Raw genomic sequence first — 24,656 nt, 5'->3', positions numbered from 1 at the left:
CTATTTTTAGTTCGAAATAGATAGCGCCTCCACGTAAGGAGGCGCGAACAAGCAAGTTTATTAAGCTGCTAGGATGGCTTTTAGATCATCCTGAACATTGCCAATACTGCGCATATCGAACTTCTCTTGGATGATGGCGATTAGGTTTGGCGTTAGGAATGCCGGTGCAGTAGGGCCTGTGTAAATGCCTTTCACGCCCAATGCAAATAGCGTTAGCAAGATAACGATCGCTTTTTGCTCGAACCAAGAAAGCACAAGCGTGAGTGGTAGTTCATTGATATCACAGTCAAACTCTTTCGCCAGTGCAAGTGCAAGCTGGATTGCAGAGTAAGCATCGTTACATTGGCCCACATCCAATAGGCGAGGGATGCCGTTGATATCTCCGAACGTATTCTTATTGAAGCGGAACTTACCACACGCCAAGGTCAGGATTAGCGTGTCTTCTGGTGCTTCAGCCGTAAAATCGGTGTAGTAGCTACGTTCCGCTTTATCACCATCACAACCGCCGACTAGGAAGAAGTGCTTGATGTTGCCTTGCTTCACTTGGTCGATAACCGCAGGGGCGGCGTTCATCAGTGCATTTCGACCAAAACCAACCGTGATGTGGTGTTCGATTTCATCGTGTTGGAAACCGTCTTGCGCTAGAGCACATTCAATCACTTGGCTAAAATCATCGCCTTCGATGTGAGCCACACCAGGCCAGCCAACAATACTACGAGTGAATAAACGGTCTGCGTATTGACCCACATTTGGATTCAACAAGCAGTTTGACGTCATTACGATTGCGCCAGGGAAGTTTGCGAATTCTTTCTGCTGGTTTTGCCATGCGCTGCCGTAGTTGCCGACAAGATGAGGGTATTTCTTCAGCTCAGGGTAGCCGTGTGCAGGTAGCATTTCACCGTTGGTGTAAACGTTAATGCCTTTGCCTTCAGTCTGTTGCAGGATTTTTTCTAGGTCATGCAAATCATGGCCAGAAACAAGAATACATTTGCCTTTTACTGGCTTGACGTTCACCGTGGTTGGTTCTGGATGGCCGAAAGTCATTGTTTCACCTTGGTCGAGCATTTCCATCACTTTGTAGTTCATCAGGCCGATGCGCATTGAGCAATCAAGTAGTTCACCAAGATCTTCAGGGTCTGTGCCCAACCACGCCATGATTTCATGGTATTCGGCATAGATATCGTTGTTGGTTTGCTCAAGAACACGTGCGTGCTCCATGTACGCGGCTGCACCTTTAAGTCCGTATAGGCAAAGTAGGCGTAGGCCAATAACATCTTCATGTACTTGGTCTTTACCACGGTTAACCGCGACTTGAGGAGCAAAAGCTAAGATCGCTTCTGCGCTGTTTGGTAGCTCGAAGTTGGCAACGGCAGGAATGTCAGTAAGGTTGGTGTTTGACAAAGTTGCAGCAGACATTACTTGCTCTTTTAGCAATGCTTTGTACGTTGCCGCTTGAGAAGTTAGCTCTAGGACACGTTCAGGGTCAAAGTTTACGTTCGTCAATGTAGAGAAAAATGCCTTTGGTGCCCATTGGTTGATTTCATCGTTAATGATGTTGAATTCAAGTGCTTTTGATGCCCAAAAAGAAACCCCTTGCAGTGTGTAAACCAACACGTCTTGAAGGTCAGATACTTCAGAAGTTTTACCACACATACCTTGTGCAAAAGAACAACCTTTAACAGCAGGGGTTTGAATTGTCTGTTCACATTGAATACAGAACATATTGGGTTCTCCAGTGATTGTTTTAATAGTCGTGATGTTGACCACTAGAGAGCAGAATGTGTGCCAATTATTATCTTGTTGATTTATATTGAATTTTATCAGATTTAGGAGAGTGGTTGATGTAATTAAGACAACGGGGTTGATGTCTTAATCACATCGACTTCTTGTGGTCGGTTATTTATTGATCCCGAGCTTTTTACCCATCCGATATAAGTTCCCGCGATCCATTTGTAAAAACTCCGCTGCTTTTGCCCAAACGCCACCAGTTTGGCTCAAAGCATGTTCAATTAAATCACGTTGATAGCTTTCTATTAGCTCTCGCATTGGTTGGCTTTCTTTAGGCAGATAATGCGATGTGTTTTTTACATCATCGAGAGCCAATGAGGTGTCAAAATGGTTAAGCATGATCGTGCTTGCACCTTGTTGAATAGCGTGTAAAGCCGCGCGAGTTAAAGTGTGTTCGAGCTCGCGTACGTTTCCGTACCAAGGTAAAGACTCCAGTTGAGTCAACACTTTAGGGTGAACGTGAAGATTGGGCGCATTAAATTGTTGGCGTACCTTTTCTAACAGATATCCGGCTAAAACGGGAATATCACCGTCACGGGCACGAAGTGGGGGAACTTGGATTGGGAATACGTTTAAACGGTGGAAAAGGTCTGCTCGAAACGTGCCAGCTTCGACCTCTTTTTCTAATTGTCGATTGGTCGCGGCGATGATGCGCACATTGACCATCAAATGCTGATCGCTACCCACACGTTGCAGCTCGCCTTGCTGAATTACGCGCAGCAATTTTGCTTGCAAAATCATAGGCAGTTCGCCCACTTCATCAAGGAAAATCGTTCCACCGTCTGCCAGTTCAAACTTACCGGCACGGTGGCTATTAGCACCTGTAAATGCGCCTTTGACATGGCCAAACAGTTCACTCTCAGCCAGACCTTCAGGCAGGGCCGCACAGTTGACGTAAATCATCGGCTTATCGCTACGATGAGATTGCGCGTGTACCGAGTGCGCGACCAGTTCTTTACCAGTACCGGTCTCTCCTGTGATAAGTACTGCGTAATCTGATTGAGCAACAGTCGCAATGTTGTTTCGTAACTGGTTGATCTGTGGACTCAAACCCACCATTTCGCCATGTTGAGAACGGGCTTGCTGGATAAGGGTTTGAGTGACGCTTTTTTGCTTCTGGTTTTGCGCTTTGAGCGCTTTTAACTGAGCAATGTTACGCAATGTCGCAGCGGTCAAAGCCGCAAAGGTTTCGATAGCGACAGGATCGATGCCATCAAACGCGCCCACCGTTAGTGCATCCATCGTTAGTGCGCCAACAAGTTGGCCTTCGACATACAAGCTAAAGCCCATGCAATCGTGAACATCAATGCATTGGTCTTCAGTTAATAGTGTGCCGTCGAAAGGATCCGGCAGTGAACAATCGGCATCGAAACGCACCGGTTCACGGCTATGAATAATGGCATCTAAGCGAGGGTGCGCCTTGGGGAAATAGCGACGACCTAAGACCGAGCTGGATAAGCCTTTTACCGCGACAGGAGTTAGAAAACCATCCTCATCGAAGATAAACAGGCAGCTCGCATCACATGGGAATACTTGCGCGACCCCATCAATGAGATTTTGATATTGCTGCTCGTGAGAGCGATTTGAGCTGAGGTTTAGCGCGATATTAAGGAGTACGTGGTCAACAGTCGGAGTCATAACAAGCCCAAAGTTATCTGGAATGGGCTCATGCTAGCAACTTGATGTCATTTGAACATCGAAAGGTGTGGGAGATTGATGTTCCATTGACGACGATCAAGTTTGATACGAAAAGAAACGCGCAAGTTAACAAGCCAGTGATGTAAGCTTGCGCGGGTTAGGTGTTTGAATTAAAGCAGGCCAAAGGTTTGGTTCGTCCGAATTAACGAGGAACGACTCTGGCGTCATTACCAGAAACATTGATTTGGACCGCTTGGCCTGGTTGGAAAATCATGTTTGGATTTGCTTCTTGAACAATAGAGATAATCTTTCCGTCCTCTAAACGAATGGTCAGATTCACGCCATTTCTTTTCGCGGTTGCTTCAGCCGCTTTGCTGCCTGCATAGCCACCCAATAGACCACCACCAATGGCAGCGATATCCGAGCCAGAACCGCCCCCAACTTTTGAGCCTAAGATCCCGCCCACGGCAGCACCAGCGATGGTGCCAATGGCATTGGATTGGGTAGAGGCATCAATGGTTACGGGTTCTACTTTTTCTACTGTGCCGTAGTAAACCTGCTGAACTTTGCGAGTGTCGGATGAGCCGTATGCATCTCCGTACGGGTTAGGTGAGCTACAGCCGCCAAGCACGAGCGCACAAGTAATGGTGAGCAACATGCCTAAATTGATCTGTTTTTTCATATAGCCTCCGAATGGTTTCTTCATTCAAAGAGTATATACCCCAATTTAACCTGCGTTTTGGTGCTTTATAAAACAGTGGCTTAGCGGCCTGTCCCTTAAGGAAACGCGATTGTCTAAGCAGTATTAATGATCGTTAAGCGTATGAAACCCTGAATAAATACGTGTAAAAGTGGTAAACCAGCATGCCGCGCCAAAGATATACGCGATGACGGCAAAGTGTTGCGGTAGCAAACAAAATAAAACCAAACAGCCAATGGTTTCTGTACCTTCGGTTAAGCCGCTCATGTAGTAAAGCGATTTGTTTTTATATACCGGATTATCGATGCCTTGTTTTCCTGCCATGATGGCAAAAGCTAAAAAGCTACTACCAGTGCCGATGAAGGAAAAAATCAAAAATGCGCCTGCAACGGCATTGTGCTCTGGGTTGGCAAGCACAAAGCCAAAAGGAATCAACGAATAGAACAAAAAATCTAAGCTGATATCAAGAAAACCACCCGCATCGGTAATGCCTTGAATCCTTGCCAGTGCACCGTCTAACCCATCACAGATTCTGTTCAGCAAAATAAACAGCAACGCCAACAAGTACTGTTCGGCGATCAAAGCAGGCAGGGCAAAACAGCCAAGCACAAAACCAAATACTGTCGTCTGATTTGCGGTGATGCCACATTTATCGATATATGTCGCACTGAGTGCCAGCGGTTTGCGGATGAGCTTTATACTCAGGCTATCAAGCATGATTTGTCTCCCACGGCCAGTTTAGGCAGCGGCTGCCATCAGGAATATCGTCTTCATCGTGCGTTACCATCAAAGTAGGGATGTTCGCTTGCTGCAATTGTTCGACCACCCAATTGCGAAATTGTACACGCAGGTCTTTATCCAGCTTGCTATAGGGCTCATCAAGTAGCGCAACTTTCGGCTTTGCTAGCAGCATACGAGTCAATGAAATACGGGCGCGTTGCCCTCCCGAAATTTGGTCAGGAAAGGACTCTGCTAGTTTGGTCAATGAAATGTTCTTCAGCGCTTGCATAGCGTGAGCTTTACGCTCTTCACCTTTGATTGAGTTTGGTAGCGCGAAGGCAAGGTTCTCCCACACCGTTAAATGAGGGAAGAGCAAATCTTCTTGGAATAGAATACCGACCTGACGCTTATGGGCAGGGAGGGCATCCAACTTTTCGTTATCAAGCGTAATGGATCCAGAGTAGTTGAACTCGGCGGATAGGTGCCCGGCAATGGCATCCAACAAAGTGGATTTACCACAACCGCTAGGCCCCATCAGGGTAACGATTTCACCTTTTTCTACGGTCATATTGAACGCCGAGAAAAGCGCGTCGCCATTGGTTTTACGGATGGCGAGGTTTTCGAGACAAAGACTCATTCAGTAGTAAACCTTTTATAGACAAGCGGCGATACTTCACGTGTAAGCGGCTAAGCAGTATCGCAAAAGAGAAGAACAAGAATGGCAGCAGAGCTTGCCAAATGGCGTAAATAGCGGTGACACGTCGGTCAAAACCACTGGATAGTGCAACGGCTTCGGTTGTGATGGTGCTAATGCGCCCAGCCCCTAGCACTAATGTAGGTAGGTATTGCGCTAGGCTGACACTAATACCGACAGCCCACGCGAATGCAATCGCAGGCAGGAGGATTGGCAGTTTCACTTTTAACCAAGCTTGCATCGGTGTTTTACCCAAGCTGAGTGCGACGCGAGTTAAGCTGTTATCGAAGCTGCGCCACGGCCCGTCTAGCGAGAGGTAAATAAATGGGAATGCGAAGAACACATGCGCCCAGCATACCCAAAAGAAATACGCGTTACTGTTTAAGTACAGCGTCACTACTTGCATACCGAATAGCACGGATAGCTGAGGAATCAGCATTGGGATGGCGATGATGTAACCGGGCACCTGCCAGCGATAACGAAGGCGATACTCATGTGCGATCAAGGCAAGGGCTAGAGCGACAGTCGCGCTGATAACGGCAATCAGCATGCTCTGTTCCAGCGTGCCAAGAATACTGTGCCATTCGTATTCCCAAAAACGCAGGCTGTAACGGCTTGGGAGCAAATCTGGAAAGCGCCAACGTTGAGCAAAGCTCCACACCACCATGAGTGGAATCATTAGAAGTGCGAGTAGGGTAATCAGTGAAAATAGGGTTTTACCGGGTAAACGAAAACCGTTTCGACCAGAGTACTGCCAGCGTTTGAAGCCTTTGGTAATACACCATTCCATTAAGCGTGCAAATCCAATCAAAAGGCTAGCGATCGCAAACAGTATTACTGCGCCAGCGGCAGCTCTTGGTAGGAGCGATAAATCTGGATCGTTAAACCATTGCCATACCAAAACCGCAAACGTGGGTGGGTTGGTAGGGCCAATAATCAGGGCGACATCGACAACGGACAAACTGTAAGCCAATACCGCCAGCATTGGGAAACGAAGTTTTGCTAACCATTGCGGAAATACGCATTTCCACCATGCTTGCGCGGAACTGTAGCCCATCGAGTGACTGACTTTTTCAATCTTGTCGACTTTCAATTGCTGAAGGATCGGAATGCTCATCAACAATAAAAACGACACTTCTTTAATCGCAAGCATGATGACCAAACCGAGTGCATGTGGGTCTTTAATCAGCAATGCTAAGTCATTCACCGTTTGTGCATTCGGGTCGTAACCAAACAGTTGGTTGAGAACACGAACGCCCATACCAGTTGGGGCAAACAAGAACGCAAAGCCAATTGCAAACGCGACGTGCGGCATAGCGAGAAGTGGGGAAAGGCTAACTTCAATTTTTCGCCAAAACTTGCTGCCCCAAGACGCCTGTAGAATGGCAAACGTGATGAAGCAAGCCAAGTAGCTACTGAAAATGGCGGAGTAGAAAGTAAGCCCGATGGATGTCCAAACACCTTCCGAATCAAAGACGGCATTGAAGCCATCAAAAGAAAAGTGGTGTAGACCGATAGGAGGTACATAACCGAGCGCAGAGACCACCACTCCAAATAGTCCCGGAATGGTAGGCAAAATACAAACTGCGATAATGACTAAATACAGCGCTCTTAACATGGATTCTTACTAATTCCCGTAGCGTTTCAACCATTCTTTTTCTAACGCCGCTTGCCAACTTGGATGTGGCTCAGCGATAGATTTGAATTGTTGAGTGTTTTTGGCCGAACCAGTTAGGTATTGGTTGTTTAGTACCGAAGGGTCGCCCCAGATGTTTAGGTTACCTTTGCGAGACTGTGCTTCAGGGCTCAATAAAAAGTTTATCGCAACTTGTGCACCAGCACTGGCATTTGCGTTCCAAGGAATCGCTAAAAAGTGGATATTTGAGAGTGCTCCTGCGTCCATTGCGTACGCTTTGGTGCTCTCTGCAAGATTACCGCTCGACTGCGCAGAGAAAACCGCGTTCGGGTTAAAGGTAATCGCCAGGTCAGTCTGACCATCATCTAGTAGCTGAAGGGTTTCTGCTGTACCGCCTGGAAACTGCTTACCACCGCGCCAAGCGACTTTATGGAACTCATCTAGATAAGACCACAGCGGTTGAGTGACTTGCTCAAACGTGTCATCGGTAACTGGTTGTTGCAGCTCAGGGGCGTTGTTAGACAGTTCAATGAGTAATGCTTTGATAAAGCTTGTGCCATGAAACTCTGGTGGTCGAGGGTAAGTCAGGCGATTCGGGAACGCTTTTGCATAGCTCAGCATTTCTGCGAATGATTTTGGAGGGTTATGGAGGGTTTGCTCGTCATGGATAAACACTAATTGTCCTACTCCCCAAGGTGCTTCTAGACCTTCTGTTGGCTCGGAGAAGTCCACATCAATTGGTAGAGATTTATCCACATATTGCCAGCTTGGCAAACCTTCGACAAAAGGACCAAATAGCAATTGGTTATCCTTCATTGATTTGAAGTTTTCGCCATTGATCCAAACCATATCAACACTACCACCGCTGTTTTTGCCTGCTGCTTTTTCTGCGATAAGTCGAGTAGTGGTCTCAGAAATATCAGTTACTTTAACGTGGTTTAGCGTCACGTTATAACGTGATTTTAGCTCTCTACTCGCCCACTGTATGTAGCGATTAATTTCTTGGCTCCCGCCCCAAGCATGAAAGTAGACGGATTGCCCGTCGGCTTGCTGTTCGATTTTTTGCCATTCGCTATTCACTGATGAATCGGCAAAAGAAGGTGTCGCAAAAGTCGTGGCTAAAATGCCAATGCTGCTGAGTAGCTTTTTCATATCTATTCCGTGTTATGTCTTTTGGTGCTTGCTTTCGTTTCTATTGATGTTTTCGCAAGTCGTTCCGCTCTGTTACAAGGATAGTAATTCATCTCTCTCTATTATCAATGCCAATCCCAAACGGAATCACTCATTGATTCAAAGAATTACTCTCAATGTGAAGCAAAACGAAGAAAGGACAAATTTGGTGTCATTTTAGGAGCGGACCGTTTGTTTGAGGATATTCTTTCAAGTAATTGAAAATTATTGTCCCCAGAGATATGAATAGGTTGTTTTACAGAGCAAAATTGATGTCTAAAGCATGGAATTGAGGGCGAAAAGAGAAAGAAAGTTGGCCATTTAAATGACTTTAGCATGCATGACTAACGATTCATCGATATAAAAAAGCAGCCGTCTGGCTGCTTTCAAAATACTATTTGGTTTACTTAGTTGGGATTAGTTTACCCAGTCACGTAGTGTAAACGTCAATTCGTGATCGGCACTTTTCAGAACAAGACCATCTTTAGTTAGCGTGATATCGCTCCAGTTAGATAGTGTTTGTGTCATTGCGTTTTCGATCTTCATTTGATCTTCCATACACATCTTCATGGTCATGCCCATTTTTTCGATGCGTAGTTGGTTGTTTTTCAGCTCGGCTTGACCGAAGAAGTTGTTACAACCTGCGTTGCCGTTTGCGGTTAGATTTTCACCGATTTCTAGGCGAGCAGCTTTTTGGTGTTCGTCTAGAACGATATTTTTGCCATCAACTTGAACAAGTTCCCAGTTGTGGTGCTGCAAATCTTGAGCCGTTATTTCTTTCACATCATCACCGTTGCTAGCACAAGCAGTCATAAGAACAGGGAGAGAGATTGCTGTAACTAACGTTTTTAGGCTAAGCTTCATTTTATAGACTCCGTTTTTATAAACGCGGTAAGTATAAGTAATAAAACACTGTTTTTGTCAGCATAAGGTTATGGTTTCGTATGTTTTTGACATAACGAAGTATATAGCAGATTTTGTTGCTGACTAATCTTCTCATTATTTAAACTAGGCCAATACGCCCTAATATGGAAAGAGCGGTTTTAGTATGGAGCAACTGGAGTTTTTTACTGTCCCAAGCCCTTGTGTTGGAGTATGTACCTCCGATGAAAAAGGGTATTGCAAGGGGTGTATGAGAAAGAGAGAGGAAAGGTTTAATTGGCTTAACTTAACCCCCGCTCAGCAGTTGCACGTTATTAAGTTGTGTCGTCAAAGGTACAGAAGAAAGATGTTGGCGGGGAAGACGAAGCCAGAACAGCTTCAAGATGAGTCATCGCCTCAACAAGACTTATTCTAGAACTCTTGTTCAATCAATGGGTTTACGCTTTCGGTTCTGATTAGGCTTTTACATATTCCCGGTCCGGCAAGGTGTCCTTTAAGAACCGGGAATCTCCTATCCATTTTCCCTATAGAGCGGTAATTGGCGTTATTTCATCGACCAACGGTCGCTAACCCAGCCTCCCGCTTGTTCGTCGAAGTGATTTCCTGAAAATCGATGATTGAATTCAACATCTAATTTACTTGTTGGGCGTTCATCCATCAGTTGATGAATATATCTCGCCATAGGATCCGTACAAGCTTCACGCTCTCTACGGGTAACTACTTCTTTGATCATTTGGAGTCTGTAGCTATTGCTGGCTCGTTTCATTTTTGACCTCCAGAACTCGATGGCAGCAGTTTGAACACATTGACGTCCAGATCGCTGCTCATTAGTGTGCGCGTGGAGGCACATCACCATCGTTTGAAGTCCAAAGACAAATTGTTTGAGAGCAGTGTTTGTAACGCCATTCACATCTTTCTCAGAATCATTGACTATGCGATTAAAAATGTTTCGCGAAATTTAGCCGATGAACCTGCATATTTAAAAGACCTTATCAAACATAGAAGCCCAACACAGGGGCGTCAATAACACAAATGAACAATTTTTGAACATATTGTGAAGGTGGAGAGTTTTCAGTAATTTATCGAAAATAAAAAACCGAAGCACAAAGCTTCGGTTTTAAGGAAAGCCCTGACGAAATTGCTTGTAAAAGCTCTTAGCGCCAGGGGTAAGGTGTTGAGTATTAGCTACCAGTTGCAGGACAACCTTTTACTGGTTGGCCATTACTGAAGTACTTGATGTTCTCTAAGTTCTTGTTGTAGTTATCCGCAGAGATTTGTGGGTTGTTTACGAAGAACTCGCGCAAAACGTATGCATCGGTTAGCTGTGTAGATTGAACATCGATAATTGGATAGTTATCGCCACCAGCAGCACTGAAGCTGATTACAGAGAATGTGTACGTTGCGTCTAGATCGAAGCCTTTATTGTTAATATCGGTAATGGTTACTGAGCCAGCATCACAATTTACATCTAAAGTGATGTTATCTAGTTGAGCGTAAGCACCAGACCCTGCAGATTTCGTCGCAACCACGTCTAGGTATTCTTTAACTTCTTTACCTGTCATAGTTGCTTTAGTCACGAAGTTACCAAATGGCTGAACCGTTAGTACGTCACGGTAAGTGATATCACCATCTTGGATTGAATCACGCACGCCGCCAGAGTTCATCACACCAAAGTCAGCATTTACCGTTTTGTAAGTACGGTATGCCTCGCCGAGTAGGTGACCTAGGTTAGTTTGTTGAGAGCGAACTACGTTACGATCACCTTCTAACTTACCCGTCGTATTAGAAATCTTCTCATCTAATAACTCTTGACCTTGTTGTTGGTATGGCAGTAGTAACGCTTTTACTGTTGCATCTTGTTGAATTCGTTCACCGATAACTTCATCGTTTTCGTCTAGAAGGTTTACAGGAATCAGTGCGTAGTTTGCTAAGTGAAGCTTGCCGTCGTAGTATTCGAAGTCTGCACGACCCACATATTTACCCCACTCATGCGCTTGCATAATCCAAGTACCTTTTTGTTGGTCTGGGGCACAATCATCCCCAGGTTTGAAATCAGCATACTCATTGGTACCTGGTTCCATACATACAGGGTTTTGCGAGTGACCACCGATGATAGCGTTTAGCTGTCCTTCTTCAAGAGAGCGAGCGAGTTTAACGTCACCTGGTGCTTCACTACCGTTTTTGCCATCTTCGTAGTGACCCATGTGCGTCGTTGCAAATACTAGGTCTACCTTTTCGTTCTCTTCGATTTCCTTCAGTACCTTTTTGATTTCTACTTGAGGGTCTTCGAAGTGGATGTTTGATACGTTGTCTGGATTGACTAGCTTCGCAGTGTCTTGCGTTGTTAGACCAATAACAGCGATCTTAAGGCCGTTGATAGTAAATACTTTGTAAGGGTCGAAGTAACGCTCGTTTGTATCTTTTTTATAGATATTCGCAGCCAGCATAGGGAAGTCAGCTAGCTCGGCTTGCATATCGAGAATATCTAGTGAGTTATCAAATTCGTGGTTACCGACAGCCATTGCATCGTAACCAAGTAGGTTCATCCCTACGAAGTCTGGAACCGCATCTTGCATGTCTGATTCTGGTACGCCGGTATTAATATCACCGCCAGATAGCAGAATGGTTTCACCGCCTTTTGCTTCGACTTCTGCGCGGATAGATTCGATTAAAGTGTGACGCGCAGCCATGCCGTATTCGCCGTCGCTGTTATGCCAAAAGCGACCATGGTTATCGTTAGTGTGGAGAACGGTGAACTTAGTACAAGAATCTGCAGTCTCGCAGGTTACTGGAGAATTGTCGCTGTCTGAGCCGCATCCTGCTAGCGCAGCGCCCACTGCCACTACCAAAAGAGATTTGGAAAACTTCATAAGGGATCCTTTCTTTGTGATTTTGTTATTGTTACGGCGTGAAATATACGGAATTAATGTGAAACTTTAGTGATCTATCTCTTATTTATACTTCTATCGGAGAAATGAATTAATAAGCCTGCAAACTACGTCTATAAATAAACAGAATTGGTATTTAGTATTTATTTTATATAGCTAGCTCTATTTTTTGTGAGGTAGTTAATTGAATGTGTGTTGTTTGTGTGAATCAATGCGCATTTTTGCGAAGTATTACGCTGATTTTGGTGATAATTTTGCCAAGTTTATGTTTTCCCTAATAGGTATGACACAAATCGTTATAAATTTTCGCTCTAATGATGAGGGGCTCGGTTTGTATGCATAATGAACAGCACAGAATTGAAACTCATTTGATTATGGCTTTATTCTGCCTAACTCTATCAAAAATTGTATTTATCTCTTTACTATAATTGCGATCGTTTAGAAACCTTATGCTTTAGGCATCGTTTATTTATCCTCATCCGATACCTTATCGTGCTTATTCCGCATTTGACACTCGAGTGTTTAAACAAATAGATTCAACCTAATGAGTCAAAATGAAAAGTAAATAATGGATCGTTCTTGTTCGAATATTATGATGTGAACTATCATTTAATTAATGAAAATGAAATGGATTAATGTAAAGCGTTGCGACTGTAGCTGTTATCTTTGAGCTTTGGTTTAAAGGGTAGGGTTAAAAGAATTTGTAAGTGGTGAACGCTAATAAAGGATGCTTATGAGATACACAGTAAGGGACGCACTCAAAAAGGAAGCAGCCCAAATCGCCAAGATACACGTTGATTCTTGGCAGGTGGCGTATAAAGGATTAATGCCAAAGAGCTACATAGAGCAGTTTACGATTGAGCGTCGAGAAAGGATGTGGGCACGAGTGATGACGGAGCAACTGGCCCAATTGATCGTAGTTGAGAGGCAAGGAGAAATTGTTGGCTTTTTAAGTTACGAGTTACCTAACCACACCAGCGAAGATAAAACGGCATTAGTGACATGTTGCTACGTTACGCCGCTACATTATGGGCAAGGAGCAGGAAGTGCACTGTTAGATGAGTTAGAGACACGTTTGCTCTCTACGTCAGTTATGCAGATCAGTTTGAAAGCACTGGATACTAATCAACAGGGGCTTAACTTTTACAAGAAGTGTGGTTTTGTGCGTACTGGAGAGGAAGAGTCGGAAGTGATTGAGAGTATGACGCTGACCGATCTCACTTTAGTGAAGTATATTGCCCGCTCATAAATCAAATGCTATATGCCAAATATAGTAAAACCCCGGAGGTGGTAAGACTCCGGGGTTTTGAAATTTTTTAGATGTCTCGGTTGGTAAGTCCGATTATCTTTTATGCAAAAGGTTTGGATTTAATCCGATTAATTCCTTGGTAGGGAATTAGATGCGGATGAAGTCCATGTGTTCAACTTTTGGCTTGAACGCGTGACGTTGAACGTCTTGTGGCTTAACTTTAACTTCTTTGCCATCGATAACTAGAACGATGCCTTCGTAGAATTCAGGCTTGTCCATTTGGTTTACGATGTCGTCGTGGTTAAGAACGATAGCTACTGCTGCTTCTTCACCGCCGTATACAACTGCAGGGAATTTGCCAGCGTGACGTAGGCGGCGGCTCGCACCTTTACCTAGTTCAGTACGTACTACTGCTTCGAATTTCATAGTATTTACTCTCAAATTAGTAAAAATCAAATGTTCACAATCAACAATGCGACCTTGTTGTTCGTGGTAAAGCTTGAAACAGGAACTGTTCAAGCGAGCGCGGATACTATCATTCCACTTATAAATGGGCAACCCAAATCGTATCCAAATCAACAAAAAGGTATGATTTAGCGGGGTGGAAGGCTATCCCTTTTAACGCTTTGCTTGGGTTTTGTTCACATCGACTTCATTTTTATCGGTTTACTGATCATGGTCCGAAAAACAAAGTTTATGTGTTATATGCTTTATGTTCGGCTGAGATGTAAGACTAAAGATGCTTTTAATCCACCTAAAGCGCTTGTATCCAATGTTAATTGACCTCGGTAACTGTGTGCCATTTCACTGACTATGTTTAGACCAAGACCTGAGCCAGGGGTTGTTTCATCCAATCTAACTCCTCTCTTGATTACTTGACTCAGTTTCTCTTTAGGGATGCCTGGCCCATCATCTTCAATAATGATGTGTATATTTTCCTTATCCTGAGAGGAGTGCACACGAATCATGCTGTTGGCCCACTTATAGCAATTTTCTAGCAAGTTACCTAGCATTTCATCGAGATCGGTCTGCTCTACTGCTACATTCAGCTCTGAATCAAGTTCATTAATTAAGGTAATGCTTCGGCTCGCATACACTTTATCAAACGCCATTGAGATAGCATCCACACGCTCTGCTGGGTTCGACTTCACTGATAATATGTTCATCGATCCGGCCATACGGGCACGACCCAAATGGTAATCGATATGGTCTTGTATTTGATTGATTGGAGCTCGGAGACGGGATTGTGCCTCAGGTTCTAACGTCTGAACTTCATTTTTTAGAACAGAAAGTGGCGTTTTAAGTGCATGAGATAGGTTACCTGCATGATTGCGAGCTCTCTCTAGTAATTCTTGGTAATGGAACAGCAGAGCGTTGAGGTCGAAGATTAGAGGAGAAATCTCTTTTGGGTAGGTTTCTTCTAGACTCTTTTTATTACCAGACTTCAGCTCGGCTAATTCTTTTTGTAGCTTTGTAAGCGGACTCAATGACCAAGCAATTTGCAGTAAAATGACGGTAAGTACGCCCGCGAATAATAAACCCAAAATAAGCCAAAGTTGGCCGATTAACGTCTGAAGGGTATTTTTAATGGGCTCTTCGTCAATACCAATAATAATGTGAATAGGACCATCGTAATCAGGAAGATACAGCGCTTTTTCTAGCGTAATTAGTTTTTCGCCTCTTGCTCCATACGCATCTTTATCCAAACCTTTGTATTCGATTTTTTTGTCCCACAACGAACGAGAACGTTCGAGGCTTGCCTCTGTAGAGGCGCTCCAATACAAACCACTGTAAGGTCGGTTAAATCGAGGGTCTGATAGCTGAGCTGCGAGTGAAAGATGCCCGGTGTTATCGACTTCTAACTGTGCGGCGACTTCATCCATAAAAATGCTGAGCTGTGAGCGAGTGTCATCAACCATATAGTTATAGACCTGCGTCGGTATCGTCACACCAGCGGCGAGGATCATTGCTGTTAACCAAACGATCGCCGCTAAAACGAGGCGACTTTTGATACTCAGTCGTTTTATTGCGTTCAACGGTAGCCTGTTTCTATTCGGCATTTAATTGGTATCCCAACCCTCGGACAGTTTTGATGATCTTTGGTGCGATTTTTTTGCGAATTCGGCCGATAAAAACTTCGATTGTGTTGGAGTCACGATCAAAGTCTTGTTTGTAAATGTGCTCAACGAGTTCGGTTCGAGAAATCACTTTTTCCGGGTTATGCATAAAGTAAGCGACCACTTTATACTCTAGCGCAGTCAAGCTTACCGCTTGCCCTTGCCACATGACTTTAGAAGTGCGTGTATCCAAGCTCAAGTCGCCAATTTGCATTACAGGAGAGGCATTACCAGAGGCTCTTCGCAGCTGTGCACGAATACGAGCGATAAGCTCAACCATTTCAAATGGTTTAGTTAGGTAATCGTCTGCACCTGCGTTTAAGCCTTCAACTCGCTGCGTTAGGGTGTCGCGAGCGCTTAGAATCACGACAGGAGTATTAATGTTTTCATCTCGGATGCCTTTTAGGACGGTAAGACCATCCAGTTTTGGCAAGCCGAGGTCAAGAACAATGGCGTCCCATTCTTCCGAAGTCGCGCGATACAGAGCGTCTATGCCATCTTGGGACAATTCTGGTACCCAGCCGGTACTTTCTAATGTTTCGATGATTTGCTCGCCTAAACGAGGATCATCTTCAACAACAAGTATTTTCATATTGATGATTCTTATTATGTTTGGATTTTTATCGAAGTAAGCTACGCATCGCGTCTGGATTACGCATTAGACAAGTTTAGTTGTTTTGCGGTTTTAACGCTTTGTTAAAGCTGCGACCTTTGATCTCAAGCATTTCCAGCGTGGCGGCGTCGTACTCAACTTTCAGGACGCTATTGTTGTACAGAATTTTCAATTCATACACCCAAGCATCATCATCTTCTTCAAGCTCGACCTTGATGATGCGGCCGTATAGGTCGTTTTCTACTGCGGCGTAAAGTTCCGAAAATGGTCGTATATATCCTTGTTGAACCGCGCGATAGACCTCATCTTGATCTTCATCGAATTCGATGCGTGTTCCTGGCTTTTCGACATCTTGCACGATGGCGTGGCCATTTTGTGATGTGTACTCGTTGCCATGCTTGGCAAAACTTGGTGCACACATGAATGTCGTGATAAGGCCGAAAAGTAACGCAGAATGTAGAGAAGTCGTTGCTTTATACATAGTCAAACCTTTTCTGGAGCGTTAGCCGCAGTATATCGGAGATAGATGAACAGAGAGTGAATCAGCTAATTAAGTTTTGCCATGTGTTGTCGATGTTATTTCAACTCATCTTCAAAAATTTTATCTCGCAGCTTCCAAAAGCGACCAGATTTTCTAGCAATAACAAACTGAGGCAAACGGAAACGATGTTGATTAGCGACAACGCGTGTCGGTGAAGCCTCTTCAAAAGGGCGATGCTTGTCTGCTAAGTGGGGACGTACGAACTGATCTTTAAACGTTTGTTTTTGTTTTTTGGTACCCAATGACCAAAACTCATGAACTAACGCATTGCCTTCGCCTTGGTATGGTTCACCAGAATACGTCACTTTTAGCTGAGATTTACCATCACTGGACTTAAATACAGATAGGTCCATTTCTGTGCATTCAAAGATTAATGCATCTTTGAGACTAAGGGCTTCTTTTAGCTTTTTATCTGGGTCAACGAGCGTCGCGTCACACTCATGACAAATTCGTGCAGCGATATCGTTGTCCGCACCACATTCACCACAGTATTTGGCACGAAAACGGTAGCCACAGTGTTCACGTTCGCCTGTGTCTTCATCTTCAAAGTAACCTTGGCAACGTCTGCCAAAGTGTTCAACCAAGAAACCGTTACTATCCAACTTACCCCAGAAGTTGTTATTGAATCCGCAAGCCGGGCAAGGAATCGTGATAATTTCACTGTCAGAGTCTGGTTTTGGATCACCGACTTCAGGCTGGTATAAATCGTAGCTGTTGCCTGCGTAATCAAGCACTAAACATTCTGATTTTCCGTCTGATAAGCGTAATCCTCGTCCTACTATCTGCTGGTACAGACTGACTGACTCTGTTGGTCGCAAAATCGCGATTAAATCGACATGCGGCGCATCAAAACCGGTTGTCAGTACCGAAACATTGACCAAGTATTTTATTTGACGATTCTTGAACGCTTGGATGATCGCATCGCGCTCCGGCGTAGGTGTATCACCAATGACGATTTCAGTTTCGCCTTCTGGCAATAGACTGTGGATCTCCTGTGCGTGTCGAACAGTTGCAGCGAAGATCATGACCCCTTGGCGCTCTTTCGCATATTGCATGATTTGCTCAACAATTTGTGGAGTCGCACGTTTGGCTTTATCGATCACCATGTCCATTTCTGCTTCTTTGTAGCGTCCGGTGTTAGCGGGCTTCAGCTGAGAGAAGTCGTAAGACAAAACGGGCGCATCCATCATGCGGGCTGGAGTGAGGAAGTTTTCGTCGAGCAAGTAACGGATCGGCAGTTCGAAAATACAATCGCGGAAGAATCGAGGCTCTTCGGTTCGCACTTGACCTCGGGTATGATACTGATAAATCCAGCCCATTCCTAAACGATAGGGCGTTGCAGTTAATCCCAGCACCTTAATGCCAGGGTTCAGTTCTCGTAAGTGAGTAATAACTTTTTGGTAGCTGCTGTTTTTGTCATCTGGCACACGATGGCACTCATCAATAACGAGCAGAGAAAACTGGTTTTTGAACGAATCTAAGTTACGTACGACCGATTGAACCGAAGCAAACACGACTTGCTGGTCAGTTTCTTTTCGTCCCAATCCTGCTGAGAAGATAGAACCTTTTAAACCATAACCTTCATACTTCGCGTGGTTTTGCTCGACCAGTTCTTTTACGTGGGCGAGGACTAACACTCGTCCTTTCGCAAGGCGAGCAAGTTCTGCGATCACCAAGCTTTTTCCTGCACCGGTTGGCAGCACGATCACTGCTGGTGTCGAGTGTTTACGAAAGTAATGAATAACGGCTTTAACCGAGTCGGCTTGATAAGGACGAAGTGTGTACATGAAAATATGTGAAATTGCTCAACTATTCGAACGAGGAACGCTATAATACCTGACTTTTATACCCAAGTGACCTTTAAACCAAGATTTAGAGATCACTTGGGTATAATTCAATGAGGTATTCATGCGTTTAGATAAATATTTGTGTGACGCTCTGGGTGCAACACGCAAACAGGCAACAAAGATCATCAAAAGTGGAGACATCACCGTTGACGGTGAGGTTCAAAAAAGTGGTGCATTTAAAGTACCTAAAGGTGCGGAAGTGATGTGGGAAGACCGTGTTATTGGTGCTCCTGGCCCTCGTTACATTATGTTGTATAAGCCTGCTGACTTTGTTTGTTCACATGAAGATGGCTACAACCAAACTGCATTCGCATTGCTTGATGAGCCTAAAATTGAAAACCTTCACTTTGCGGGCCGATTAGATGTCGACACAACTGGTTTAGTATTGATTACGGATGATGGTAAGTGGTCTCACCGTATTACTTCACCTAAGCATAAGTGTGAGAAAACGTACCGTGTTTGGCTCGTCGATGCTATTCAGCCAGATTACGCGGAAAAGCTCGAACAAGGCATCATTTTGCGCAATGAATCAGACGCAACATTGCCAGCTCGTTTGGAAATCGTGAACGAGGCCGAGAATGAAGTATTGTTGACTATCGTGGAAGGTAAGTATCACCAAGTGAAACGTATGTTCGCGGCGTTAGGAAATAAAGTTGAGTACTTACATCGTGAGCGTATTGGTTCTATCGAACTTGATGAGGCACTAGAACCAGGTGATTATCGCTACCTCACGCAAGAAGAAATTGATTCTATTTGGAATTAATTGTCGGCATGGGAAATTCTTTAGTTCCTAATAGGAACTAGTCTTTTGGTAGAAATTGGCTCAAAATAAATTTTCCTACCAAAATTAGTGCCTAGACAATTCCGGTGTGCTTACTCATCTCAGTGATATGCCTTTGCATTTAGCTGATGCATGCATACTCTTATTGCAAAGCCTTCGGCTACGGTGAATGGAATGATGGTGTCAACGCCATCATTTTTACTGCATTGTGTTTGTTTCCCATAAACACATTTCGCTTTCACATGCTTTTCTATGTCGAGTTCGTCAAGGTCACACCTTGGTACATATTTGCCCTTATGATTCTCGAACGTTGGATAGAACAGGTTTTTGGCTTCTACATTCAGCGATATGAGAACTTCCGTTATTTTCACTTTGTTCTGCAAGTATTGACGGTAGGGCTCCAACAAGAGGTAAAAGAATGACAGAAAAAGCTCAAAGTGCTCCGCAATCCCAAATCAGTTTTCTATTGTTTCTGGTACTAGGAGCGATTGGTGCTTTGACGCCTTTGGCGATCGATATGTATTTGCCTGCGATGCCGACAATTGCGAAAGATTTGGGGGTCGCGCCTGGCGCGGTTCAGATTACGTTGACGGCTTATACCGCGGGTTTTGCGATCGGCCAGTTAATTCACGGGCCGCTCGCCGATAGCTTTGGTCGCAGACCTGTGTTGATTTTAGGCGTACTTTTCTTCGGCTTGGCTGCTGTTGTGAGTGCGACAACAAATGGCATTGATGCGCTGACCTATGTACGTACGGCACAAGGTTTTGCTGGCGCGGCAGCGGCGGTCATTATCCAAGCTGTCGTGCGTGACATGTTTGACCGTGAAGACTTTGCACGCGCAATGTCCTTCGTTACTCTGGTCATTACTATTGCGCCGTTGGTGGCACCGATGATCGGTGGCCATCTCGCGATTTGGTTTGGTTGGCGTTCCATTTTTTGGGTATTAGCTATTTTCGCTGTAGTCGTGATTTTTCTCGTACTTTGGAAAATCCCTGAAACGTTACAGCCTGAAAATCGTCAGCCTCTTCGTTTCCGCACGACGCTGAGAAACTACGCCAGATTATGCTCCAATCCTGAAGCGATCGGTTTGATGCTCTCAGGTGCGTTTTCATTTTCCGGAATGTTTGCATTTTTGACGGCGGGTTCGTTTGTTTATATTGATTTATATGGTGTTCGACCAGACCACTTTGGTTACCTATTTGGTTTGAACATTGTGGCGATGATCATCATGACCAGTATTAATGGTCGCTTGGTGAAGAAAGTTGGTTCCCATGCCATGCTTCGTTTTGGGTTGTTCGTGCAACTTTTGGCGGGGATTGGTTTATTCGTAAGTTGGTTAATGGACTTCGGATTATGGGGCATTGTACCTTTTGTTGTGCTGTTTATCGGTACATTGTCGACGATAGGTAGTAACGCGATGGCGCTGCTTTTAAGTGGTTACCCATCAATGGCGGGTACGGCGTCGTCTCTAGCGGGGACATTAAGATTCGGTATCGGTTCATTGGTTGGTGCGCTGGTGGCATCACTGCCCGGGAATGTTGCTTGGCCGATGATCATCGTAATGTTTGCTTGTTCTGTGCTTTCAGCACTGTTTTATTGGACTTTAGGAAGAAAGGCGTAATGTCGAATTACACCAAAGAAATTCAAAACTTGGTTAACTCAGCACTTGAAGAGTTAGATCAAGAGCATCGCTCGGGTAAGTTAGCCAATGCCCCTGTTGCGAATAACCATTATTTAGTGCGTTGGGTAACAAAGGCGCTAAAATCACAACGTTTCGGACGTACGGTAGGCGATGACTTAACGCGTTGGCAAAAAGCAGGTCGCTCAAAGGGGAACGATGCTAGTTTGTTGTTTATCTTCAAGCGTATTTCTGCTTTTTATGCGCAATTCTTCCCTGAAGGTGAAGACTCCAAAGTGTTCAAAGATTCAGATATTGAGTCTTTTCTTGATTTGATGGAGCAAGCAGGCTGGGAAGTCTCGACGTCTGAGCAACTGATTGGGTGCGGCAAAGTACAAATCTTCACTGAAGGTCAAAACTCTTTAGCGTTATGTGCAGACCAATGCGAAAGCTGTTTTGATGGCGAGTTGCTCGTAAAGCCAATGAGTTGGTTTGTACGTGGCAATCATGCTGAGTTTGTTGAGAAAGCAGCGCAAGCGGGCTTTATGGTACATAAGGTAACAGACTACAAATCGATGGTGAAATACCATGGCGAGTACCTTATTTTTCCAGCAAACGAAGGCAACCAGTTAGCCGAAATTCCACTCTCGTTCAAAGCTGACTAAAGTGACATTTTGAGTGTTTAGAAGCCCCTGTTATTGGGGCTTTTTGTTTTCTAAACGGTTTGCTTCTTTCGCGATGGCTTTGACCATGCCTTTAAATATGAAAAGATGGGCTGGCATCATTGCAAACCAATAAAGCAGCCCAAGAAACCCTTGCGGGTGCCACCAGGCGGTAATATCCAGCTCTCGTTCGTCACCGAGATCTTTGATGGTAATTTCTAAACGCCCAAGGCCTGGGCCTTTCATACCAAAAAACAGTGAAAGAAACTGATTATTATCGCAGCGAATCACTTTCCAAGAGTCAATAAAATCACCGACTTTAAGCTCTGGTCCAGGAGGAGAAACGCGAATCGGTTTTCCGCCACCAAAAAAGATATCGAGCCATTCACGTGTACGCCACAAGATGTTGGCAAAGTAATAGCCTTTTTCGCGACTCCCGATCTTTTGCGCCACTTTCCATAATGCTGCCGCTGAGGCTTGGGTTTTAATGCTCGCTCCAGCTTGTTTTGGGTAATAGCCATATCCTGGTTGCCATCGACGAAGCGCTGCGGGTTCAAACCCCCAGACATTACTGCGTACAAATGTGCCTTCATCTTGAATGGTATCAGTTACCGCTTGCTCGTAGCTGATCAGCGTTTGAGGAAATCGTTCTTCAATCGCTTTAGAGTCTGCAATGTAGTCGTGCTCTAAGCCCGCAAGTAATGCTTTACCGATACTAGTTGGCACTGAGGTAACTAAACCTAGCCAGTACGATGCCATTTTCGGAGTAAGTAGCGGGGTCGACCACAGTCGATACGGCTTGTTCGTGATTCGGCAAATGACTTTGAATTGTTCGCGGTAGCTAAGTGTATCTGGCCCACCAACTTCATAAATTTGACTTTCTTCTGGAGAGGGGGCTTCTGCTAACTTCAACAAATAGTGGTTGAGATTGGGCAAGGCAATAGGGTTCGCTTTTGAGTCGACCCATTTAGGCGCGATCAAAATAGGTAAGTTGTAGACAAAGTCACGCATGATTTCGAAAGCGGCAGAGCCGGGGCCGATGATAACGCCTGCACGCAATTCAGTTACTGGAATACCAGACTGTCGAATTATTTTTCCCGTGGCTTTACGAGCGGCTAAATGGCGAGAGTTTCCGGTTTGAGGTTGAATGGCACTCAAATAGATAACATGCTCGACGGAGCTTTGTTCCAACGCATATTTGAAGTTCAAAGCAAGGTTTAGTTCGTACTCAACAAAGTCATCACCTTGAGCCATCCCGTGCACGAGAAAAAATACTAAATCAAAATCGTTCACTACAGCCTTCGTGGTCTCTGCGTCAGCCAAGTCGAGATACCTTAACGTTAAATTAGGGTGAGGCTGAGTTCTTGACTCTAAATAATCAATATGTCGCGCCGCTGCTGTGACGGCGTAACCTTTATCTAAAAGTAACGGAAGAAGTTGAGAGCCAATGTAACCCGAGGCGCCTAGCACCAACACCTTTTTCATTATCTGTCCTTTTATCGTTGGTGGAATAAACACCACAGAGTATAATCATGAGACACTTTCCCCATTCTATCAATAAGTTGTCGTTGGAGCGCTTGTGACTTTTCTTTCTCAACTCTCAATACACGCAGATAAAGCATTCTTACGTCGTTTATTTGCAATCGCGTTACCAATTACACTGCAAAGCATGATGTTTTCAAGCCGAAGCCTCGTCGATGTTCTTATGCTTGGTCAACTTGGTGAAGCAGAAATTGCCGCAGTTGGAGTTGCTGCGCGCGCGACTTTCGTCACCACCATTATGTTAGTTGGGGTGACAACGGGTGGTGCATTGTTAACCGCTCAATATTGGGGGGCTGGCGATAAAGTTGGGGTGCGTCGCAGTACCGCTTTAACATGGATGATCGCAATGATGTTTGCTGCGATTGCTGTTGCTTTGTTTGTTGTTTTTCCACAGCCCATCATGAGTTTGACTACCGATTCACAAGAAGTGATTGAGCTAGGGGCCAGCTATCTCATTATTTCGTCGGTTAGCATGTTTGCTGTTGCATGTGTGGCCAGTATGTCGGTGGGCCTAAGGGCGATGCACCAACCAGGCTTAAGCACTTTTTTTAGTGGTATAGGCATTTTATCTAATGTGTTTCTTAACTGGGTTTTAATTTTTGGTCAATTAGGCTTTCCTGCTCTGGGTATTACGGGAGCAGCGATCGCAACGGTAATCAGTGGCGCGATCGAAGTAGGTTGCTTGTTTGGTTATCTATGGTTGAAAAAACACATAATCGCATTTGGTTGGGATGATATACGCGCAGGATTGGTCTTAGATAAAATTACGCGTTTCTTGAGCCTCTCTTTGCCAACCACATTTAACTTCTTGGCGTGGGCTGGTGGGCTGTTTGCTTATCACGCCATCATGGGGCAAGCAGGTGTACAAGGTTTGGCGGCACTTTCCGTAATGACACCTGTTGAGTCGATCGCATTGGCGATGATGATTGGTTTATCGAATGCGGCTGCAGTTCTAGTCGGGAACCAGCTCGGCGCTCGTAATTTTGAACCCGTTTATTATCAAGCATGGGCTACGGTCATTTTGAATGTGCTTATCGCATTTGTGGTCGCCGTCTTGTTGATAGTGTCAAATCAATGGATCCTTAATGCGTTTAGTGCACTGACAACAGACACTCGCGAGCTAGCTGAACAGTTTATGGTGATTCTTGCGTTGGGTGTTGTGCTACGCTCGGTGCCGATGATGGCGATTGTTGGTGTATTACGTGCGGGCGGTGATGTTAAGTTTTGTTTGTATCAAGACATCTTGGCACAGTGGGTGATCGGGATTCCACTCGCAGCATTTGCAGCGATTTATCTCAATTGGGACCCACAATGGGTTTACTTACTCTTTTTGACGGAAGAAGTTGTGAAGTGGGCGATTTGCTTGCCAAGAATGGTTAGCCGAAAATGGATGAGAAACCTGATTGGCCAATAAAGAGGAACAGAGTTTATTTTGGCTGCAAAAATCTGCTCAAAACGTCAACAAAATTAGCAACAGAAAGTGAATCGAGTTGCATTTGTACTTCCATAGTGTGATCAAGCATTCAAAATACTTTCTACTAACAGGATTTTAGTGTAGATTCTGATCCCA

22 protein-coding genes are annotated in these 24,656 nt (G+C 44.7%); 6 read left to right on the top strand and 16 right to left on the bottom strand.

The features are described from left to right. Nucleotides 1–60: 60 nt before the first annotated feature. The 8 genes from hcp to J4N43_RS09510 form a co-directional block, all read right to left on the bottom strand. Entirely contained in the window at nt 61–1,722 is a 1,662-nt protein-coding gene (gene hcp, locus J4N43_RS09545; protein WP_053349517.1) for a hydroxylamine reductase, read from the bottom strand. Between the two features lie 174 nt (nt 1,723–1,896). Continuing rightward, a complete protein-coding gene (gene norR, locus J4N43_RS09540) occupies nt 1,897–3,426 on the bottom strand; it encodes a nitric oxide reductase transcriptional regulator NorR (RefSeq protein ID WP_053349518.1) in 1,530 nt (509 codons plus the stop codon). A gap of 202 nt (nt 3,427–3,628) precedes the next feature. After that, nucleotides 3,629–4,108: an outer membrane lipoprotein gene (locus tag J4N43_RS09535; RefSeq protein ID WP_005386695.1), complete on the bottom strand. Its 480-nt coding sequence runs from the start codon at nt 4,106–4,108 to the stop codon at nt 3,629–3,631. Between the two features lie 123 nt (nt 4,109–4,231). Further along, complete coding sequence (locus J4N43_RS09530; protein ID WP_005386693.1) at nt 4,232–4,843, bottom strand: CDP-alcohol phosphatidyltransferase family protein; 612 nt, start codon at nt 4,841–4,843, stop codon at nt 4,232–4,234. Beyond that, a complete protein-coding gene (locus J4N43_RS09525) occupies nt 4,836–5,483 on the bottom strand; it encodes an ATP-binding cassette domain-containing protein (RefSeq protein WP_042522013.1) in 648 nt (215 codons plus the stop codon). Before J4N43_RS09525 ends, J4N43_RS09530 begins: the two co-directional genes overlap by 8 nt. Next, entirely contained in the window at nt 5,449–7,158 is a 1,710-nt protein-coding gene (locus J4N43_RS09520; protein ID WP_053349519.1) for an ABC transporter permease, read from the bottom strand. Before J4N43_RS09520 ends, J4N43_RS09525 begins: the two co-directional genes overlap by 35 nt. 9 nt (nt 7,159–7,167) lie before the next feature. Further along, nucleotides 7,168–8,328, bottom strand: a complete 1,161-nt coding sequence (locus J4N43_RS09515) for an ABC transporter substrate-binding protein (RefSeq protein ID WP_053349520.1) — start codon at nt 8,326–8,328, stop codon at nt 7,168–7,170. 435 nt (nt 8,329–8,763) lie between these two features. Next, a complete protein-coding gene (locus tag J4N43_RS09510; RefSeq protein ID WP_005378077.1) occupies nt 8,764–9,210 on the bottom strand; it encodes an META domain-containing protein in 447 nt (148 codons plus the stop codon). A gap of 184 nt (nt 9,211–9,394) precedes the next feature. Between J4N43_RS09510 and J4N43_RS09505 the strand changes: the two genes are divergently transcribed. Continuing rightward, nucleotides 9,395–9,643 (top strand): DUF1289 domain-containing protein, encoded by a 249-nt coding sequence (locus J4N43_RS09505; protein WP_005378062.1) that lies wholly within the window; start codon nt 9,395–9,397, stop codon nt 9,641–9,643. 129 nt (nt 9,644–9,772) lie between these two features. Here J4N43_RS09505 and J4N43_RS09500 read toward each other — a convergent pair whose 3' ends face one another. Further along, complete coding sequence (locus tag J4N43_RS09500; RefSeq protein WP_005386686.1) at nt 9,773–9,994, bottom strand: hypothetical protein; 222 nt, start codon at nt 9,992–9,994, stop codon at nt 9,773–9,775. 415 nt (nt 9,995–10,409) lie between these two features. Further along, nucleotides 10,410–12,098: a bifunctional UDP-sugar hydrolase/5'-nucleotidase UshA gene (gene ushA / locus J4N43_RS09495; RefSeq protein ID WP_005378064.1), complete on the bottom strand. Its 1,689-nt coding sequence runs from the start codon at nt 12,096–12,098 to the stop codon at nt 10,410–10,412. Between the two features lie 751 nt (nt 12,099–12,849). Here ushA and J4N43_RS09490 point away from each other — a divergent pair. Beyond that, nucleotides 12,850–13,365 (top strand): GNAT family N-acetyltransferase, encoded by a 516-nt coding sequence (locus tag J4N43_RS09490; RefSeq protein ID WP_017634886.1) that lies wholly within the window; start codon nt 12,850–12,852, stop codon nt 13,363–13,365. Nucleotides 13,366–13,512: 147 nt separating this feature from the next. On the opposite strand, the gene rplY is transcribed toward J4N43_RS09490, so the two are convergent. The 5 genes from rplY to radD form a co-directional block, all read right to left on the bottom strand. Further along, on the bottom strand, nt 13,513–13,791 hold the full coding sequence (rplY, locus tag J4N43_RS09485) for a 50S ribosomal protein L25 (RefSeq protein ID WP_005378066.1): 279 nt from the start codon (nt 13,789–13,791) through the stop codon (nt 13,513–13,515). Nucleotides 13,792–14,075: 284 nt separating this feature from the next. Then, the gene (locus J4N43_RS09480) at nt 14,076–15,425 is read right to left on the bottom strand and encodes an ATP-binding protein (protein ID WP_054576423.1); all 1,350 of its coding nucleotides are present in this window, start codon (nt 15,423–15,425) and stop codon (nt 14,076–14,078) included. Then, complete coding sequence (locus J4N43_RS09475) at nt 15,415–16,074, bottom strand: response regulator transcription factor (RefSeq protein ID WP_005378073.1); 660 nt, start codon at nt 16,072–16,074, stop codon at nt 15,415–15,417. The genes J4N43_RS09480 and J4N43_RS09475 overlap by 11 nt, the downstream gene beginning before the upstream one ends. A 76-nt stretch (nt 16,075–16,150) precedes the next feature. After that, entirely contained in the window at nt 16,151–16,516 is a 366-nt protein-coding gene (locus J4N43_RS09470) for a PepSY domain-containing protein (protein WP_372008595.1), read from the bottom strand. Nucleotides 16,517–16,671: 155 nt separating this feature from the next. Next, complete coding sequence (radD, locus tag J4N43_RS09465; RefSeq protein WP_047100738.1) at nt 16,672–18,423, bottom strand: DNA repair helicase RadD; 1,752 nt, start codon at nt 18,421–18,423, stop codon at nt 16,672–16,674. Nucleotides 18,424–18,544: 121 nt separating this feature from the next. Here radD and rsuA point away from each other — a divergent pair, with 121 nt between their 5' ends. The 3 genes from rsuA (at nt 18,545) to J4N43_RS09450 (ending at nt 21,547) form a co-directional block, all read left to right on the top strand. Next, complete coding sequence (rsuA, locus tag J4N43_RS09460; RefSeq protein WP_053303189.1) at nt 18,545–19,246, top strand: 16S rRNA pseudouridine(516) synthase RsuA; 702 nt, start codon at nt 18,545–18,547, stop codon at nt 19,244–19,246. Nucleotides 19,247–19,682: 436 nt separating this feature from the next. Next, nucleotides 19,683–20,885: a Bcr/CflA family multidrug efflux MFS transporter gene (locus tag J4N43_RS09455; RefSeq protein WP_017820848.1), complete on the top strand. Its 1,203-nt coding sequence runs from the start codon at nt 19,683–19,685 to the stop codon at nt 20,883–20,885. After that, a complete protein-coding gene (locus J4N43_RS09450) occupies nt 20,885–21,547 on the top strand; it encodes a DUF2913 family protein (RefSeq protein WP_053349521.1) in 663 nt (220 codons plus the stop codon). The genes J4N43_RS09455 and J4N43_RS09450 overlap by 1 nt, the downstream gene beginning before the upstream one ends. 30 nt (nt 21,548–21,577) lie before the next feature. Here the strand turns inward: J4N43_RS09450 and J4N43_RS09445 are convergent, their stop codons facing one another. Further along, the gene (locus J4N43_RS09445; protein WP_053349522.1) at nt 21,578–23,029 is read right to left on the bottom strand and encodes a DUF2867 domain-containing protein; all 1,452 of its coding nucleotides are present in this window, start codon (nt 23,027–23,029) and stop codon (nt 21,578–21,580) included. Nucleotides 23,030–23,123: 94 nt separating this feature from the next. Between J4N43_RS09445 and J4N43_RS09440 the strand changes: the two genes are divergently transcribed. Next, complete coding sequence (locus J4N43_RS09440) at nt 23,124–24,500, top strand: MATE family efflux transporter (RefSeq protein WP_033905119.1); 1,377 nt, start codon at nt 23,124–23,126, stop codon at nt 24,498–24,500. Nucleotides 24,501–24,656 lie beyond the last annotated feature (156 nt).

It is taken from the genome of Vibrio sp. SCSIO 43009 (assembly GCF_023716525.1).
Lineage (GTDB): Bacteria > Pseudomonadota > Gammaproteobacteria > Enterobacterales > Vibrionaceae > Vibrio > Vibrio alginolyticus.
This window is presented reverse-complemented; position numbering and strand designations above follow the sequence as displayed.

Bases quoted from the DNA above. Each gene is read 5' to 3' on its own strand.
- J4N43_RS09505 (WP_005378062.1), top strand. From the start codon at position 9,395: ATGGAGCAACTGGAGTTTTTTACTGTCCCAAGCCCTTGTGTTGGAGTA.
- J4N43_RS09500 (WP_005386686.1), bottom strand. From the start codon at position 9,994: ATGAAACGAGCCAGCAATAGCTACAGACTCCAAATGATCAAAGAAGTA.
- J4N43_RS09455 (WP_017820848.1), top strand. From the start codon at position 19,683: ATGACAGAAAAAGCTCAAAGTGCTCCGCAATCCCAAATCAGTTTTCTA.
- ushA (WP_005378064.1), bottom strand. From the start codon at position 12,098: ATGAAGTTTTCCAAATCTCTTTTGGTAGTGGCAGTGGGCGCTGCGCTA.
- rplY (WP_005378066.1), bottom strand. From the start codon at position 13,791: ATGAAATTCGAAGCAGTAGTACGTACTGAACTAGGTAAAGGTGCGAGC.
- radD (WP_047100738.1), bottom strand. From the start codon at position 18,423: ATGTACACACTTCGTCCTTATCAAGCCGACTCGGTTAAAGCCGTTATT.
- J4N43_RS09480 (WP_054576423.1), bottom strand. From the start codon at position 15,425: ATGCCGAATAGAAACAGGCTACCGTTGAACGCAATAAAACGACTGAGT.
- J4N43_RS09530 (WP_005386693.1), bottom strand. From the start codon at position 4,843: ATGCTTGATAGCCTGAGTATAAAGCTCATCCGCAAACCGCTGGCACTC.
- J4N43_RS09535 (WP_005386695.1), bottom strand. From the start codon at position 4,108: ATGAAAAAACAGATCAATTTAGGCATGTTGCTCACCATTACTTGTGCG.
- J4N43_RS09520 (WP_053349519.1), bottom strand. From the start codon at position 7,158: ATGTTAAGAGCGCTGTATTTAGTCATTATCGCAGTTTGTATTTTGCCT.
- hcp (WP_053349517.1), bottom strand. From the start codon at position 1,722: ATGTTCTGTATTCAATGTGAACAGACAATTCAAACCCCTGCTGTTAAA.
- J4N43_RS09515 (WP_053349520.1), bottom strand. From the start codon at position 8,328: ATGAAAAAGCTACTCAGCAGCATTGGCATTTTAGCCACGACTTTTGCG.
- J4N43_RS09475 (WP_005378073.1), bottom strand. From the start codon at position 16,074: ATGAAAATACTTGTTGTTGAAGATGATCCTCGTTTAGGCGAGCAAATC.
- J4N43_RS09445 (WP_053349522.1), bottom strand. From the start codon at position 23,029: ATGAAAAAGGTGTTGGTGCTAGGCGCCTCGGGTTACATTGGCTCTCAA.
- J4N43_RS09490 (WP_017634886.1), top strand. From the start codon at position 12,850: ATGAGATACACAGTAAGGGACGCACTCAAAAAGGAAGCAGCCCAAATC.
- J4N43_RS09510 (WP_005378077.1), bottom strand. From the start codon at position 9,210: ATGAAGCTTAGCCTAAAAACGTTAGTTACAGCAATCTCTCTCCCTGTT.
- rsuA (WP_053303189.1), top strand. From the start codon at position 18,545: ATGCGTTTAGATAAATATTTGTGTGACGCTCTGGGTGCAACACGCAAA.
- J4N43_RS09525 (WP_042522013.1), bottom strand. From the start codon at position 5,483: ATGAGTCTTTGTCTCGAAAACCTCGCCATCCGTAAAACCAATGGCGAC.
- norR (WP_053349518.1), bottom strand. From the start codon at position 3,426: ATGACTCCGACTGTTGACCACGTACTCCTTAATATCGCGCTAAACCTC.
- J4N43_RS09450 (WP_053349521.1), top strand. From the start codon at position 20,885: ATGTCGAATTACACCAAAGAAATTCAAAACTTGGTTAACTCAGCACTT.
- J4N43_RS09470 (WP_372008595.1), bottom strand. From the start codon at position 16,516: ATGTGTGCACCAAGTTTTGCCAAGCATGGCAACGAGTACACATCACAA.